The sequence below is a fragment of the Parabacteroides caecihominis genome (genome assembly GCF_023656785.1).
Lineage (GTDB): Bacteria > Bacteroidota > Bacteroidia > Bacteroidales > Tannerellaceae > Parabacteroides > Parabacteroides segnis.
The window spans coordinates 28769-45924 of sequence record NZ_JAMOKS010000039.1; the positions used below are offsets into that span (position 1 = coordinate 28769).

Annotated in this window: 10 protein-coding genes and 1 tRNA gene; 2 read left to right on the top strand and 9 right to left on the bottom strand. The window is 43.0% G+C overall.

Going from position 1 to position 17156, the window contains the following annotated elements:
• Positions 1-6: 6 nt before the first annotated feature.
• Positions 7-888 (top strand): aryl-sulfate sulfotransferase, encoded by an 882-nt coding sequence (locus NBH14_RS23965; protein ID WP_186958887.1) that lies wholly within the window; start codon positions 7-9, stop codon positions 886-888.
• 87 nt (positions 889-975) lie between these two features.
• Here NBH14_RS23965 and NBH14_RS23970 read toward each other — a convergent pair.
• The 8 genes from NBH14_RS23970 to NBH14_RS24005 form a co-directional block, all read right to left on the bottom strand.
• A tRNA-Arg gene (locus NBH14_RS23970) sits at positions 976-1049 on the bottom strand.
• Between the two features lie 66 nt (positions 1050-1115).
• Complete coding sequence (gene tamL / locus NBH14_RS23975; protein ID WP_222622088.1) at positions 1116-3467, bottom strand: translocation and assembly module lipoprotein TamL; 2352 nt, start codon at positions 3465-3467, stop codon at positions 1116-1118.
• Positions 3468-3636: 169 nt separating this feature from the next.
• Positions 3637-9087 (bottom strand): T9SS type A sorting domain-containing protein, encoded by a 5451-nt coding sequence (locus NBH14_RS23980; RefSeq protein WP_186958888.1) that lies wholly within the window; start codon positions 9085-9087, stop codon positions 3637-3639.
• A 193-nt stretch (positions 9088-9280) separates the two neighbouring features.
• Complete coding sequence (locus tag NBH14_RS23985) at positions 9281-10651, bottom strand: hypothetical protein (protein ID WP_250817810.1); 1371 nt, start codon at positions 10649-10651, stop codon at positions 9281-9283.
• Positions 10648-11670 (bottom strand): FimB/Mfa2 family fimbrial subunit, encoded by a 1023-nt coding sequence (locus NBH14_RS23990; protein WP_186958890.1) that lies wholly within the window; start codon positions 11668-11670, stop codon positions 10648-10650. The genes NBH14_RS23985 and NBH14_RS23990 overlap by 4 nt, the downstream gene beginning before the upstream one ends.
• A 19-nt stretch (positions 11671-11689) precedes the next feature.
• Positions 11690-13666, bottom strand: coding sequence for an Mfa1 family fimbria major subunit (locus NBH14_RS23995; RefSeq protein ID WP_186958891.1), 1977 nt, complete (start codon positions 13664-13666; stop codon positions 11690-11692).
• A 23-nt stretch (positions 13667-13689) separates the two neighbouring features.
• Positions 13690-15120 (bottom strand): DUF3868 domain-containing protein, encoded by a 1431-nt coding sequence (locus tag NBH14_RS24000; protein WP_186958892.1) that lies wholly within the window; start codon positions 15118-15120, stop codon positions 13690-13692.
• A 13-nt stretch (positions 15121-15133) separates the two neighbouring features.
• Positions 15134-15727 (bottom strand): DUF3575 domain-containing protein, encoded by a 594-nt coding sequence (locus NBH14_RS24005; RefSeq protein ID WP_044214758.1) that lies wholly within the window; start codon positions 15725-15727, stop codon positions 15134-15136.
• A gap of 401 nt (positions 15728-16128) precedes the next feature.
• Between NBH14_RS24005 and NBH14_RS24010 the strand changes: the two genes are divergently transcribed.
• Positions 16129-16896, top strand: a complete 768-nt coding sequence (locus tag NBH14_RS24010) for a TrmH family RNA methyltransferase (RefSeq protein WP_122327208.1) — start codon at positions 16129-16131, stop codon at positions 16894-16896.
• On the opposite strand, the gene NBH14_RS24015 is transcribed toward NBH14_RS24010, so the two are convergent.
• A complete protein-coding gene (locus tag NBH14_RS24015; RefSeq protein WP_186958893.1) occupies positions 16819-17151 on the bottom strand; it encodes a hypothetical protein in 333 nt (110 codons plus the stop codon). The two genes, NBH14_RS24010 and NBH14_RS24015, sit on opposite strands and share 78 nt — an antisense overlap.
• Between the last annotated feature and the right edge of the window lie 5 nt (positions 17152-17156).

Genomic DNA, 17156 nt, shown 5'->3' on the forward strand with positions numbered 1-17156 from the left:
AAGATCATGAGAACCATTATTTATACACTCATTCTTTCCTGTATCTGTTGCCTGGCAACCGTGGCCCAGTGCGGGAATTTTGCCGGAGCAGACTATTCACAGGGGATAGTGTTCATTATGGAAAACAACCGGATCGTCTGGCAGCATAAAGCCCCGGAATCGAATGACATCTGGGTATTACCCAACGGTAACCTGTTATTTTCTACCGGTAAAGGTGTACTGGAAGTCACCCGTCAGAACGACACTGTTTTCCATTATGCTTCCGAAAGTCCGATCTTTGCCTGCCAGCGGTTGAAGAATGGAAATACATTTATCGGAGAATGTAATGCCGGACGTTTGCTGGAAGTATCTCCCGAAGGAAATATTGTCAGTGATATATGTATTTTACCGGAAGGCATTTCAGACGGAACATTTGCTTTTATGCGCAATGCCCGGAAACTGGATAACGGACATTATCTGGTCGCTCATTACGGCGATGAATGTGTCAAAGAATATGACCAGGCTGGCAAAGTTGTATGGCAGGTAAAAATACCCGGTGGCCCTCATTCCGTAATCCGGCTGCGGGATGGACACACATTGGTCGCTGTTGCCGATAAGACACAAAATCCCCGCATCGTGGAGCTGGACAAACAAGGTAAAACCGTTTGGGAAATATCCAACAAGGATATTCCCGGTAAACCGTTGAAGTTTCTGGGAGGTATGCAATATTTCCCGGACGGACGCTTGTTGTTTACCAATTGGGTAGGACATGTCAACCCTGAACAACGGAACCACCTGTTTCTTGTAGACAGGGAGAAAAATATTCTTTGTACAGTAGAGAACCGGGAAGGAATACAAACCATGTCATCTGTATTCAGCCTCGATGAAAACGGGAAATCGTACCATTAAAGCATATCTTGTTCCAAATACGTTCCAACAAAAAATAAAAAAGTCTTATAAACATTTAGTTTACAAGACTTTTTTATTTTTACTAAGTGATTCCGGAGCGATTCGAACGCTCGACCCACGCCTTAGAAGGGCGTTGCTCTATCCAGCTGAGCTACGGAACCATCCTTATTTGCGGTGCAAAGGTAATATTATTTTTTATATCTGCAAACTGTAACGCCTTTTTTTCATCAGAAGGGATATCCTACTGCAAAATGCCAAGCAAAATTATTCTTTAAATTAGGATTCAGAATAGCCCACCGGTCTTTTCCACGTACCTGTGGATTATAGGCTTTCATACCTGTATCAAAACGAATCAGGAAGAAATCGAAATCCAGACGCAATCCCAAACCGTAAGACACAGCTATCTCCTTATAGAAACGGGAAAAATCGAAGTTTCCATCTTCACGCCCCTTAATCGGCCTCATCGTCCAGATATTTCCGGCATCGACATACGCTGCCAACTCAAACTTCCAAAACATCTTTGTCCGGTATTCCAAGTTCAGATCCAGCCGGATATCCCCGATCTGGTCAGCAAACGATTTGACAGAATCGGCTAACATTCCCCCCGGCCCCAATGTCCGGACAGACCATCCGCGAAGACTATTTGCTCCACCAGAGAAATAGCTTCGTTCAAACGGCAATATTTTAACATTTCCGTAAGGATAACCGACACCTACCCCCACATGAAAAGCAATCTTATTACGGCTATCCAATACATAACTTTTACTGAAATCAACATCTCCCTTTACAAACTGTGAATAATTGATCCCAAACAGGTTATACATTCCGTCCTTATCTTTCTTTGCATCCGTTATCTTTGAAAACGCATACAACAGATTTCCGGCCATCTCAAAGGATACACGCAAAGAATGTGTATTCCTCAAACGGTTCTGAGGATTATAATTCGTAAATGAATATGTATAACCGGAACCAACAACAAACTGGTCCGTAAAATTATATATCCGGGTAGAATTAGGCAAACTCTCTTCAAAATCATGATCGATCTTCGGCAAATGCACATAATCGATATCCAGTAATTTAAATACATGCCGTGCCTGTGTATTCGAGCGTTCCTGCCAGATATAACTCCATCCGCCGGAAAGGATCGCACGTCTGTACTCCGGACGTGTCTGAATACCGTAACTGACCTTCAACTCCGTAGAAGCACGCACCCTTCGTTTGAAACTTTCATTGACAAAAGGAAACAGAAAACGGGGAAACAAAACAGACGCTTCCGCTCCAACTTCCCAATAGCTGCCGCCCGCCGAACTCTTGGATAAGGCCTCATAGGCTCCACGCACTTTCGTTGATAAAATTTCCGAACCTCTGAACAGATTCCTGTGCTGATAATTCACACTGGAGGCAAAACCGAAATCTCCGGCCGAGTTCGTTCCTTCCAGATCAACACCAAAACCTTGTAGCTTTGCCGGAGAAGTCAGGATGGTACAATTCAACATCATCGTGTCGCGTTCTTCCACTTCCGTAAAACGTATATTTACATTCCTCAATGCGCGGAGAGCGGCAAACGAAGAGTAAGTTTGTTCAACAGCCCGTTCATTGAATAACCTGCCGGGAGTTATATAAGTACTTCTACGTAAAACATTTGGGCGGATAGTTCTACCATTCTCTCCGTAGAGAATCTGTAAATCTCCTGCTTTCACCGTATCGGCAGAAGCAAACGATAAATCACTCTGCGTCTGATTCAGCGGATCATAATCTGTCACAATCGTTACATCTTTGATATAATATTGACGATGCAGGGTATCGACAACAGAGCCGTCCGGCTTTAATTTACGGTAAGGTTTAAGCACCATATCCAAATCTACAATATTCTTATTGTAGGAACTATCTGCCAGATAAGCCAGGTAATCACGGTTAAACGCATAATATCCTCTTCTACGGAGCAATGTCGTGATGCGTTGCCGCTCTTTATCCAGTATATCCCTGTCAAACAGGGAACTGTCTTTCACCAAAGAGGTATAGTCTTCCGGATATACCCGAAAAGCCGAAGAGGCAGCCGAACGCTTGGGCGCTTTCAGATGGGCAATACTGTCAATTTTCGAATCATCCAGTTCCATCGTATAATTATGTATCCGGTAAGGCTCATTCGAATCAATCTTATAAATGACAACCGCCTTCTTCTGCCGCGAAGTATCTATCTCGGCCGAGACCTCCGCATTCACGTATCCTTTATTGATAAAGAACCGCCTCAACTCATCCGTCGATTGCTCCACCAATGTAGTATCCAGAATGACAGGCGGCTCCCCAATCCGACGGAGCTGCTTGCTAAGCCAACGTTTTTCATTCCGGCCCGACCAGTCATAAACAAAAAGCTGCCATTTCATCAACCCGAACACTTTAAAGTTCGGTTGCTGTCTGAGATATGGCTTCAGCTCATTTGTTTTATATGATTTATTATCGGAGACAATCTCTACTTTATCCAGCAGATATTCACCGTCACCGACATATTTCGTCGTACTACAGGCGGCCAGTATCCAAACAAGGCATATGAAATATAATATATGGAGGATTCCCTTCATTATTCGAGCTTTTACGCAGGCAAATGTAGCTGAAATTATTCAGAAAGCCAACTAGTCGATACAAGATACAATAAAGGGGATGCCTTTTTGAATAAAAAAATGGCGGCCATTAATAATATGACCGCCATTCAGTTACAAATATCTATGAAGATTTATATTGTATCCACAATTACTTAACCTCCATTTTTTCCGAATATACCTGTGTTACACTTTCGGCTTTGACGATATAAATGCCGGGAGCCAAGTCTTTGACATAGACCGTCTGCATATTCAGATTATCCAAATAACGCAAACGTTGTCCGGAGACGCTATAGACGGAGATCCGGGTAAGCGGATCAACCGATGAAACCACAATCTGACCGTTTCCATTGGCATAACATACAATCTCGTTGCGAGCGATCACCTCGTTCGACGTAGCGATCGAGCCATTCAGAAAGTAGCGTCCGGAAGTATTGCCGGAGACAGTCAGGGTCAAACCGTCAGTCACCGGATAGACCTTGCCACTCTGCTTGTCTACTAATGTAACATTCTGCATATCTCCCGACAGCTTGAAACTCAGCTCTACCGGAGAAGCATCTTTACCATAGATGCCGACCGGAATATCTTTCAGTTCCGGAGTCACGTTGATAGCTGTCATCTGATTACCGGCAAGTGTATAAACTTGCGGAGCGGCAACTTCCTCATTGATCAGCAAGGCTGCATCTTCACCTTCTATATAGCTATCTGATGCTGTAACAAGACCTGCCACAAGCGCAGTGTTATGTACACCGCCACGGCTGGCAGTGATACGCAATTGAGGCAATGTCTTTTCTGATGCCGCAGCAGTAGCGGAACGCAAGCCGACTTTCTTTCCTGAAGTGGGGGCCTTGGCTATCATAGCAGTAGTAAATACAGCATTTTTCAAATCATTTTTAATAAATGATTGAAGAGGAGCTACATAGTTTGGATCGTCACTTTCTGTGGATAATTTATACTCGTCACCTGCAATATTGGTTATCGTAGTATTGCCACTCATAATATAATATGTATTATTTGTTGAATGGTTAGCATCGAAGAACTTTTTCATATCCAAATGCGACATAAACGGATTACCCAACATACCAGTTGTTGTAACATTCAAACTTGTTGTATCGGGACTAAAATAAAAACGTCCATTACCCTGTCGATTTTCACTAGTTATATACTTTTCATCTTTGCTTGTCTCATTGTCGTCTTTATAATAACTATATGATACATCAGCTTTAGGTAAACGGAATAATACACTCTCCTTTTCAGGCTTCAATGGCGTCTTTGTTCCGATAGAAAATCCGGAACCCGAAACAAACGGAACATCTACATCATTATACAAATTCGACCAATTGATTAATTCTCCATAATTAGCTACATCATTCGGATAAATAACTTTTACAGAAGTACTATTCCACCCACGCATATAAACAGCAGGTTCCCAACGAGTATAATCTGTTGTATTATATTTGATATCTTCAAATGCAGGAGTCTCTTGCCGTGCATATTTACCGATACCATTATTACCTGTCGGCAAATACATATCTCCCGAAACAACACCTTTCAAAGGTGAAGCAAGCATATACCAACGGTTCGGAGCCATTTCGTAGTCTACATGAGCTTTGTTGTAAGTCAGGTATTCCGTATGCAGGATTTCCGATTCGGGTTTGATATAAATTTCATCGCAAGTGTTACCGTAGAAACGGACGCAGGCGTAATGATGTTCTCTCAATTCATTGACCGGATTGCGACCTAATTCCACTTCATAATCCGGATCGGCCAACAAGTCATATTCGATGTTTTTGGTGGCGGCACCGATTTCATCTGATAAGTTTGTACCCGGATCCATATTCAACAAGACGTTTTCAGGATCTTTTTCCAAATTACCTGTATTCTTCTCCAGTTTGTACAGATGAGGATAAGCAGCATAGGAAGTACCTGTTGCTTCATCTAATGTAGCCTTTCCGTGAATTGTCACTTTCGTGAAACGCATCGGGGTGTAGGCTTCTGGATGTGTGCCATTGGCCTCGGCTCCTACCTTATCGCCCGACATATAAAGTTCTGCATTTGTAGAACGTCTCCAATGGTTCAAATCGTCGTTGTTCCAGTTGTGCATTTTCTCTTCACGACCTACCCAAGTCACGTATTCAGGTACGATTTTAAGGGTGAGTTTAAAAGAATTTTCGTAAGCTATTCTGTCTTTATTATTCTTATAAACTACAGCGTATGGTATATCAACCATATACCAGAAACCTTCACGGAAGTTATTGGCAGCCTCTTTTTCAAATTTAATCTCAAAATAATTCTTCTTCCAATTAGCTGTAGTGTTTTCATCTACAAGTTTATTCAATCTCGCAATTACAAGACTCGGATCATTTTCAAACTCCTTATCAGTAGTTTGGACTACTTTTATATCCACATTGTTTTTATTTTCTGAGAATATTCTATCCTCCTTTCCTGAATTCCGGATATGAATAGGAATACGCAATGTCCCATCATTTTTCACCATCTCCTGAATCTGGATCAAACCGACACGGACCGAACGGACATACGAACCGGTCTCCGGATCTTTATCAGGTTGAGGATCATCCGGATTTTCTGGATCTTTAGGATCGATTTCCGGTACATCCGGATCGCCCGGCGTAATTGTCGGAGGATTTCCACCCAATTTGATCACTACGGGATCTGGACAATATAATTCTTCATCAATTTCCTCACCGGTAGTTAGATCTTTTTGTTTAGCTCGTACCAAACCAACTACAGATTGGTATCCTCCAACCATCTCGTAGTCAAATGAAGAAACTTCTAAAACAAACAAACCGGAAGGGGTATCCTTGCTATAGAAACCATATTGATCTCGTAAAGCATTTTCCAAAAGTCCTCTATTATTCTCATCACCAGTTGCAATCTCATTTAAAGCTTCCTTTATCGAATAAATTTTTCCTTCTACTTCCACCGTCAATTTCTCAGCCTCTTCAGGAGTCCCTATAAACCAATCGAACAGGGCATTCTCCAATGTGTTCCATTTGTCGTCTTTGAAATATTGGAAATTGCCGGTAATATGATACACATTATCTTGTTCAACTTCTTCTTCCGAAATTTCAGTTTTTGTATCATCCGAACCATATATTTTAAAACGATCCTCCGCTACCGATATTTCAAAAGGATCTCCGGTCAAAGCACAAGCATCACATTTAAGTGGCAGTTCATTGGGACCATTTCCTATCGGTTGTGTTGAAATTCTGGCTATATATTTCTTGCTCTGGAAATATTTCCCAATCTCTAAAGGCATGGAATAGATTTTATCTGTTTTGTCTTTTTGTTCAGTAGCAAAGGATGAATAATCAACCCATCCCATGTCTTCCCTACGTGTGGAAAGATAAGAGACACGGCAATATTCCAATTCTCCATCACCGTCATAATCTATTTGAAGAGGCTCATTCGTATTTTCAGAATCGTAAATAGAATAATAAATCTTTGTAAAGTAATTTTCTACAGCACTTTTAGGATCATCGTAGTGTGCTTTTATGTATTCAACTAACGCCTTCGGCAATGATTCTTCATCCCATACGACATCTCGATTCACACCCGATACTGGTTCACCTTTCGTCAGTCCCATTACATCTATTATATTGCTATAACTTGTCACAAACCGGACCTCTTTTAACTCCGTATCACACAAATCCCCAGCTTGAACAATTCCCACTTCCGGTTTTCTTTTGAAGATACGGATATCGTCGATAGCATAGTCTGCCCCATCAGTATGAGGCTCGTTGTTCTGAACTTCCAAACGAAAATCAGAGCATCCAGCGATCTTCTCTTCTGAAACAACGAACTTATAATGAAATTGCTGCCATTCCATCAGGTACTCATTTACCTCAGTTTCTTTGTTATTAGAACCTGTGCTTGAGACATAGTGATCTAATGCATCACCTGTTGTAAATCGATGAAGTACAACTTCTTCCCCATCTTTAGTTGCCTTAAAAAGCAAATTCAAATTAGGACGTAAAGGTCTATTCCCATCTGCATTACAAGGACGCGTCATATCCGCAAGCCACCCCGTCACTGTCAACTCCGTATTTCCGCAAATAGTGCCATCTATCGGTACAGCCACCAATGTTCCCGGTTCATCCGTTGCATCAATATAATAAAAAAAGCCATATTTTTCATCATTTGTACCTTTCGTTATTTCATATGTTCGATCATACAAAGGCTTTTCTTGATACATCTGAACAGTATGATTATGCGCTTTTTCGATATAAGGAGTTATCCACTTATAAACTCTATTCACACCGGCTTCTGTCGAACATTCATTGTCATTTCGGGAATGTCCAAGAGCATTTGCACTTCTGAACAAGCCATATATACCCGGAGCTGAAGTAAAACACTTCCCATCTTTATCCAATAAAGACTTACCGTTTTTTGCTAAAAATCCGTAAGTCGTATAAGAGTCATTAAATGAGCCTAATGGTTCATCTGACATATTATCTCCCACTCCAATTTCTTTTGTTGCTCTATCTTGGTCAAAATCAACCAATCCGATCAGCTCATATTTTTTTGTATTACCTCTAGGCCACCTTACACTTTGTTCAGTTTTATCTATATCTTTTTCTAGCAAAAAATTTGCATTTTCAATCGGACGAAAAGTAAATCGGTTGATAATAGGACTTTCACCCGTATGCCCTTGCGTTTCACATACAGCCCGAACCTCCACCGTGAAATCTTCAGTTACATTTTTCACATCTAGTTTCTGATTTTGCTGCAAAGTAAGAGAAGCTGTTTTCGTTATCAGTTTAAAATCTTCAAACGTACTACTTTCTCCTACTATCCTGTACTGAAATTTCGCACCTTGATGTGTGAGGTCTCCCTCTTTCCAAAAATAATTATCCGGAGCATAAGGCATCGAGAAATTTATAAACTCAGAACCCTTTGGAAAATATATTGAATCTGGATCCGGATTACCATTAATTTGAGAAATACATTCTTCTGCCGTTTTGATTTCATAAATATATCGCTTCAACAATGTTGGTTCCTGATAATTATTATTTGATATTTTTTTCCCATCTTTATAAATACTCACATCACAATAGACTATATCATTCCCGGTATAACCATTGGGTAATTCATAAGTTATAGTAGAAGCATCAATACCCAATCCGCCAGTCACTACATTATCTTCTTTTAATCTATTTGACCAAATCAAACCTTCTGTTTCTTTTACTTTTGCAAAGTAATCTTTTGTAACATAGGTGTTATCAGTTTTTACCCCCAGAAATCCTCCACGTGCTTGAGCCTGATCATTGGTAACAGTTATTACCTCATGTCGAATAGTTCCTTCGCCTTTTACATACCAATGAACAAACCAGTTATAAGAGACATCACTACCAGATCTGGTGTTGATATTCAATTCAGGAAGAGATAACTTACGAGGTTTTAGAGGATCGACATAAATTGTCTTTACTTCATAATGAACATTGTCATGATTTTCTGAAGGAACCAAACTAATTTCAGGTCGCTGCTGCCCCCATGCAGTCATTCCCCCCGCCATCAGCAAGGCGAATGACAAAGCCAGCGTTCGGAGCCACCTGTCATATTTTATTTTATTTCGTTTCATCGTATTCTAATTTTGTTGTTACATCTGTTGTTTTTATATTTTTAACTACTTAGTAAGTAAGCCGAAATCTACTTAGTAAGTAGACCCTACCTCTACTTATTAAGCAGACGAGCGTCTACTTATCGAGTAGATGAACCTCTACTTAATAAGTAGATTTTGCCGGCCTCGATAACCAGTAAAATCCAGCTTAAGGTTACAGATTGGCCTGCTCGAATATCTCCGCAAATTTCAACGTAACGGGGAAAACGGATATCGTCCGACCACCGCTTGTCGCTTTCAACTTAAAGGTAAGTGGGCCTGCTACACTTATGGCATAACCGGCCATACGTCCTGTTATTGTTGTACTTGTTAATTCCAAATCACCTATCAGCCAATCTGAATTCTCAATATCTTCAATAGACCATTCAACATTTTCCGGTACAGGTGTCCCTTCATTCAACGATTGCAATTTTCCAATTTCTATCGTAAACGGACCGCCACCATACAGCGTACCGTTCAAACCATCCATCTCCTCCAATGTCATCACAGGATAACCACCGATCGGCGGATTTTCACCTTTTAATGCCAAAGTCAAAGTGTAACCACAAACCCACAAGTTCAGACTCCAAATATGATTTCGTTTGACTTCCGTGTTTTTAGTATATCTTGTTCCACTATGCATATTGGCTGCATGAAATATCTCTCCCTTACTTATCGTGTTAAAATCAAGCAAAAAACCTTTTGCCTGAGTTGTCTCAAAAACATACATCCAGTCGGAGATATATTCTTCCGGCTCATTCTCCATCGGTTGCAGTGTTTTTGTCTCCGCAGCAGGTAAAAAATTCACATAACTTTTTTCAGACCAATCCTTGATAGAGCCTCCAAACAAAAGCGTTCTATTATTAAAAGAACCAAATGTAAGAACATCCAACTGCAAACTATGATTTGTGGCATTAGCCACCTTCACCTGCAAACGACTCACTAAACGGGTAAGTTCGATTCTTTTCTTTACCGAAGAAACCTCCCACGTCTCAGCGTAACTCATCGGAAGATAAACTCCTTTCTCCGGGTCAAAACCACTTTCAGGCCAAGAGACCTCTTCCGGAAGCTTCGGCATCTCGTTACCCTCTTCTGCTGCGATAACAGCATTTAGCATCTCATCTTGTAACGACTCCCAATTGGCAAAAGCATAAATCCGTTTCGTACCTTTAGGCAACCGGAACTCTTCGGAAGTCCAACTTGTCAGTTCACCCTCTTTAGCCTTCTCATCATTCGTTAAATCGGGCAAAAACTTCTTCTCAATCTTTTGGGTAGAATTATTGACAATCAGCACGGCCAGTGAATGAATCTGTTCACCCGGCAAAGCATTATCGTCTTTCTTTTCTACCTCCTCGCCTTCGTCAGCTTTCGTTTGCAGCGGGGACATAACATCTGCTATGCCCACTTGCAAATCCACCTCCACCATTTCGGGAAGGTCCAGGTCGCCGGAGCCACCCTTCTCGCCACTCACACAACCGAAGGCGAGAAAAGCAAGCAGGCAGACAACCGCTGACAGGTTCCTATATGGATTCAATCGACCTTTCATAATGCCATCTCCTCATTTCCAAGTGTCAAGTCTTCCAAACGAACAATCCAGTCATCAACAATCACCTCAAGACAGTGTGCCCGTCCGCCGACAATGTCGACGTATGCTGTGATGACATACTCGTCTTGCCGATCCAGATACTCCTGCCCCGGTAGTTTATGAGATGCGATCTGTGTTAATTTCAGGAGTTCCGTGAGACTGACGTTGATAAACGGCGTCTTCTCGCTCGCATAACGGATACGAAGCGTACCGGTGTTGTTGTCGATCAAACGAAGCATATTCAATTCAGTGCAAACAGCCTCATACTTAGTCGTTTCGTTACCGGAGGCTTTCACTTCCTCTACTTGTTGCAGATAAGGCAACCAGGTGATCCGCGTAGGAGAAACCGGTTCATTGTGCGCATCAAGATCGCCGTTTGTAGTAGTAACAGCAAAGTCGAATGCATCCGACGTCAGTTTCGTTCCCCGGTTGGCATCAATCAGTATAAAACGGATCTTATTGGTATTCTTTACCAATGGGAACTCGGTATCGGTAGTACCTCCGACAGGTATCGTATATTCCAATTCCCCTTGAAAAAGACCGGACAATTCGCGGTCGACACGATTTTCCACCATTTGTACCGACATACGGAAGTCATCGATAGAAGAACCGGGGGCCGGTTCCGTCCACGTATAATCCTGAGCGTTCAAACCGGCCCAAGCCAACAGGCGGTAATCGCCCGGGTCAAGTTCGCTCAGATCCACTTCGTTCTTTTTTAACTCTTCCCCCTCGATCAGGCGAGATGAAAGAAACTTGCCTTCAGCACTATAAATATACAAACGAACATTTTTTGCAGCCTCCTGATTCTCCATTTCATAGGCAAATGCATCGGCATGTTTGATATTATGCCGGTAAACAAAACGGAGTGTATGCCGACAAAGAGGCAATTCGTCATGGATATAATCGCATGAGGCCAACCCGGCCAGGCACAACAATACCAGTACCGGGAAAAAGATATATTTTGTTGTTATTGATTTCATCGTTCTCTTATTTTAACGGTTAGAAATAAAACGTTTCAGGGTCGATTATCAACCAAGGCTTCACAACCACCTCGATCTGGATAAGCGGATCGGTATCGGGATCATCCGGATCATCTGGTCCGGGTGGCGTTGGATCGTCTGGGTCATCAGGTCCAGGAGGTGTTGGATCGTCAGGATCGTCAGGGTCGTCAGGACCAGGAGGCGTCGGATCGTCAGGATCGTCAGGATCATCCGGGCCAGGAGGAGTCGGATCGACAGGTTCCGGATCAAACGGTGGTTCGTAAGGAATATCCTTTCCCAAACCGTAAATATCACTGATGCGCAGCTTATAAACATTGTTGCGCACAATAGCATACTCCATAATCCCCTTTGAAGGGTCGTTGTTGTTAGAATGACGAATCCAATGAGTATAATAGCAAACTCCGTCAGCATACGTATGTAGTCCGTAACGCGCCAACAATCGGCGAGTGTCCTTACCATTCAGATTTATAGTCGGTATGCTGTTCGTACCCAGCGAGTACCCAAAAGTGACATACATATAATTATTCCAGGACAACAGGGAGGCTTCAGCTTCGGTCAAACGATCGGTTGCCGTTTTACCTTTTGCCTTCCGGGTAAGAAAACGACAGTAACCCACCGGATCGTTTTCCTTTAACACCTTTGTCAACTTCTCGACATCGCCCCAAGTCTTACCGGCAAAATCATAGCCGACCACATTTGTACCGTTGCCTGCAAAGGCAGCCATTGCAGCTTCCGCTGAACCATATATCACGCCATTGAATGCAAAGAAAGTAAAAGGCGCACCATCCAAGCCCGTCCGTTCGACCGCTTTACCGGAAACCGGATCATAAACAATGCATTTCTTAGGTCCATAGGAAGCTTTAAATACGACTCCCGTATTGATATAAGGCGATTGTTCCGCCTTGGCCACCGCATTTTCTTTCGTGTACCCCACCCGGTACCAGTCACCCACACGTTCACCCAAACCAGGAGCAAACTTCCAGTTGGATACTGATGTACCGTAGCTCGTAAAATAATTTTCGTAAAGCGAAGCAAGCGGTTGTCCGGAACCGGAAGGCTGTTCCGGATTAAAAACACGACGATCCACATTTGCCAGCGTCTTCTTGCGACTCCACGGATCCAGCACGTAGTTGGTCTGGTGATCGCCCCATTCAGGCAATTCCAAGCCGAGGTATTTAAGCGTGTTTTCCGCACCGTACGAGCCATCCGATGCCGCACCTATCACTCGTTTGAGCATATAGGAACCGGCATCCAGCTTGTTTACAATCAAGGCTCCGGTAATGGAAACCTGGGCCTCGCCAGCTGTCTTGTCCGTCACATCATAATATTTGTGTACCAATTGATAATCGATACGTGCCGCATGACGTTCCACCTCGACTGTGGCCGAAGCCGGATTATCGATCGTATTCTCACCACAGATATATACTTGTGTGTCCAAGTGACCATCCGAAGCCATCACAAAACGAGAATATTTTCCTCCATTCTCCGTCCAGGCGCGCTTTTGCAAATAGTCACGCACACCGCCAAGCGTCATTCCCTGAAGCTGCGAACGTATGTTGCCGGTGTTAGTAATAACCAGCAGGTCATACCAACCACCCGGAAGCCCCACTAGTACCGGTTCGGTGCGATTGTCACCCTCCATGGCATTACGGTCCAGATACATAATTTTATCTATCGGGGTCGATGCAGGAGAATTCACCCCGTCTGTCCCTTGATAAAAGAGCAGCATCAAATCGTCGATGCGCGTCTCGTAGTCTTGTCCCGGCTCATAGCCGTCACCATTCTCGCCACCGGTGGGGTTTGAACGGGTAAGAAGTTTGGCTTCCGGACTGCTGATAGTCAGACGAAGGTAGTTTTTCACCACCACATCCTCCTCTCCGTCATCACGGATCAAATGAACTTCGTCAGTACAGCCAACCTGCATAAAACAGGTTGCCATACAGGCGTATAAAAGATATTTATAGGCTATGTTCATAATCAATCATTTTTTGAAGTTCTTTATTCTTCACGTTTTGCTTTGATCTGTTCGAGGTTTGCCTGGGCCGATTTACCTGTCACCGGGCTATTCTGCAACGTATTCAAGATCTTTTCCGCACCGTCCAAATCACCGCGAAGCATCAGAATAGATGCACGTGCCAACTGTTTCTCATCTCCTTCGGCTGCTTTCTGAAGGTAACGTTCGGCTTGTTCCAACTGGCCTCTTTGAATAGCTGTGTTAGCGGCATTCAGATTCGACACAGGATCATCAGGGAACATGCGGACAGCAATTTCGAACACTTCGTTATATTTCTCGCTTCCAGCCTCATAGCTTTGAGCCACCATAAACATTTCATTCAGACTCAACTGCTTCGGATCAGTATAGATAAGCGACCGGGCTTCTTCGGCTGTGAAATTGCGGATGTTATACTTCACCACATAGTCCGAATGGCGTAACGCCGGATAAACATCCCTGAGTAGAATTCTATAAGAGTTACCACCATTCAATACTTTCAACTTCTGCTCCTTCTTATCGAGGTCGCGTGGTTCCTGATCACGAATAATAGCCAGCAACTCAGCTTTGTCCGGTAAATTCATTTCTTCCAGACGTTTTTCCAATCCTTCCCAGTCTTCCGGTTCGAAATCTACACTGAATGTGGCATGCTCGAAACGATAGAGGCTTTTCACGTAGTCGCGCAAGGCCTTGGCACGATTTTCCGCTAAATATGTATTATTGGCGTATGAGCCTTCGGGAGACGCAAAACCTTTGATCCATACTTCCGTGATGGTGGCATACGGATCGTCTTTTACAGACTCAATCGTCGCACGAATAGCAGCCAGCTCACGCGGATTGTTACGGTAGTCGGGATAAATCGTTATTTTGTTAACCGGGAAATCCAAAAACGCTTTTCCCTCGATCGAACGCGCCTTGACCGCCTCAGCTTCAGGTGTACGGTAAGCGAGCAACGGTCTCAAAACAACCGGATCTGACAAATTGATCGGAAAGAGTGGAGAACGGTCGTTCTGCAACGCTTCCCAACCACAACCGCAGAGGTCGGTTACGAGAGCCACTTCCGACTTCTTCATCCAAGGCGCCATTGGTGTGCGAGTGGTGTATTCAAAGAATTGCTCCTCACCATTATTACGACGCAGTTCATATTCCCCGTGTGTTGAATAAGTACGTCCTGTGCGATCGTACAAAATATGGCGATCGCGACCATTGAGAATAACCGGTGTCAAAGGGCGGATACTATCACCCGAAACAACCACCGGTGTACATACCAGACTACGATCAGAAGGAACTTTCACTTCACCAAAATCGAACGTCACACCAATAATCAACGCACTGTCCGATTTCTCTACAATCTTATCCTTTACTTTAATCTCCTGTGCCTGCAAAGCAGTTGCCGCCAGCAGACTTGTTACTATAAGTATATGTTTGTTCATTTTCATAAGGCGGCGAAAATTAAAATTGATAAATCAGATTAATTGCTGCTTGTGTTGGACCGAAATAATGTTTCTTGACGTATTCCTGACGACGACCGCAGTTTGTACAGGGATATTTCTCCGATTCGAGATAGAGATATCCCACACCGACCGTCGCTTCCAGATTCCAGTGCTTGGAAAGCAACCATGAATAACCGTAGCTAACGCCTACTCCTGCTCCCCAACCTTGATGGCGCTCATTCTCGGTACCCAATATTTTGATGTCCGATACATTATATAATATGTAAGGGACATGCAGACCAATGAAATGTTTGTAGGAAGTTTCACAAAACCAATAACGCAACTCCGGATGAAGTCGCCAATGCTTAAGAGATTTACCATAGCTACCATCTTCTTTCTTTCCGTCGAACGGGTTCAGACCGGTCTCTATATCCAATGACCAATGACGTGCCAGACGGAATTCAACTCCGGCATTGAAAGTCGCCATCGCTCCCCAATACGGGATATTCGTTTTCAGACCGACGACTGATCCTTTCTGACCACTCAATCTATCCTGTGCATAAAACGACAATGGAATCACAAACAGGAAGATCATGATAATAAGTTTTCTCATCATACTTTTTGTTTTTTAGTTATTTTGTTTTATTCATATCAAGACTACACGCACTAGATTTACATGTAAGTACCAAAAAAATTTTATATAAATAAATTTGTTTGCTGTATATACAGCAAACAACCCTCATGAGGGTTGTTTGATTTACCGACTAATACTCGTTTTTCGAAAACTTCGCCCTAAAATTAGATATTATTAAAGAAGATTATTCCAGATACCGCTCAAATCAAGACATATGGTATAATAATAGAGAAATTTGTTCCTCCATTACTTCACAAAGGTAATAGGCACAATCCTCATAAAAGGAGAATTGTAATGTATTTACCTTATATCCACTTTTCAATGAAATGTAACTGAAATTAAATAAATTCCTGTACTTTTGCTTTGTAAAAAGAGTAAAGATGCTGAGTAAGTCTAAAGTAAAACAGATCCGTTCACTGGAATTAAAGAAGTTTCGTAACGAGTTAAATGCATTTGTTGCCGAAGGAAATAAGTTGGTGGCAGACATGTTACATGCATTCGAATGCGACCTGCTGATAGCCAAACCGTCATGGATGGCAACACAAGGCGACATTCCCGCTAAAGAATTGCTGGAAGCCGATGATGACGATATACGGAAAGCCAGTTTCCTGAAAAACCCGCAGGATGTACTGGCCGTCTTCAAACGTCCGGCCTGGTCATTGGAAGATGCCGACCCGAAGACCCAGTTAATCCTTGCCCTCGACGGGATACAAGATCCGGGCAATCTCGGTACGATCATACGGCTGGCAGACTGGTTCGGCATCGAACATATTGTTTGTAGCCAGGACACCGCCGACGTATTCAGTCCCAAAACGGTACAAGCCACCATGGGAGCCCTCGTCCATGTAAAAGTACATTATACGGATTTACATGGCTACCTGAAAAAACAGGCAGAACAACAAATCCCGTTATACGGAACGTTTCTTGACGGAGAGAACATGTACACGAAAGAATTATCGGAAACAGGTATCATCATCATGGGAAATGAAGGAAACGGTATCCGTCCCGAAATAGAAACACTTGTCAATGAAAAGTTGTATATACCTAATTACCCTCAGGACAGGGAAACATCAGAGTCGCTGAACGTAGCAATCGCCACTGCTGTAGTCTGCGCCGAGTTCAGGCGTCGCCGGGGAAATGCGGGGTAAATGACAGACTTGTACCAGAGAGTCTACGGTTACTGAATCCGTAACAGCCAGCCATTCCGCTAAAGAAGAAACTCCAACCGGAGGAAAAGTAAGGTCTGACGGTACCGGCAATAAAGTACCGTCATAAAATTCTGTATTCGCAATCTCCTGTTCCAAAGGATACGCACCGGTCAAACGTCCCTCCGCATCTAATTCGAGATAATGCATACGGTACCATTTACGCCAGTATATATAATGCGAAGCAATCCTGCGCATATTTT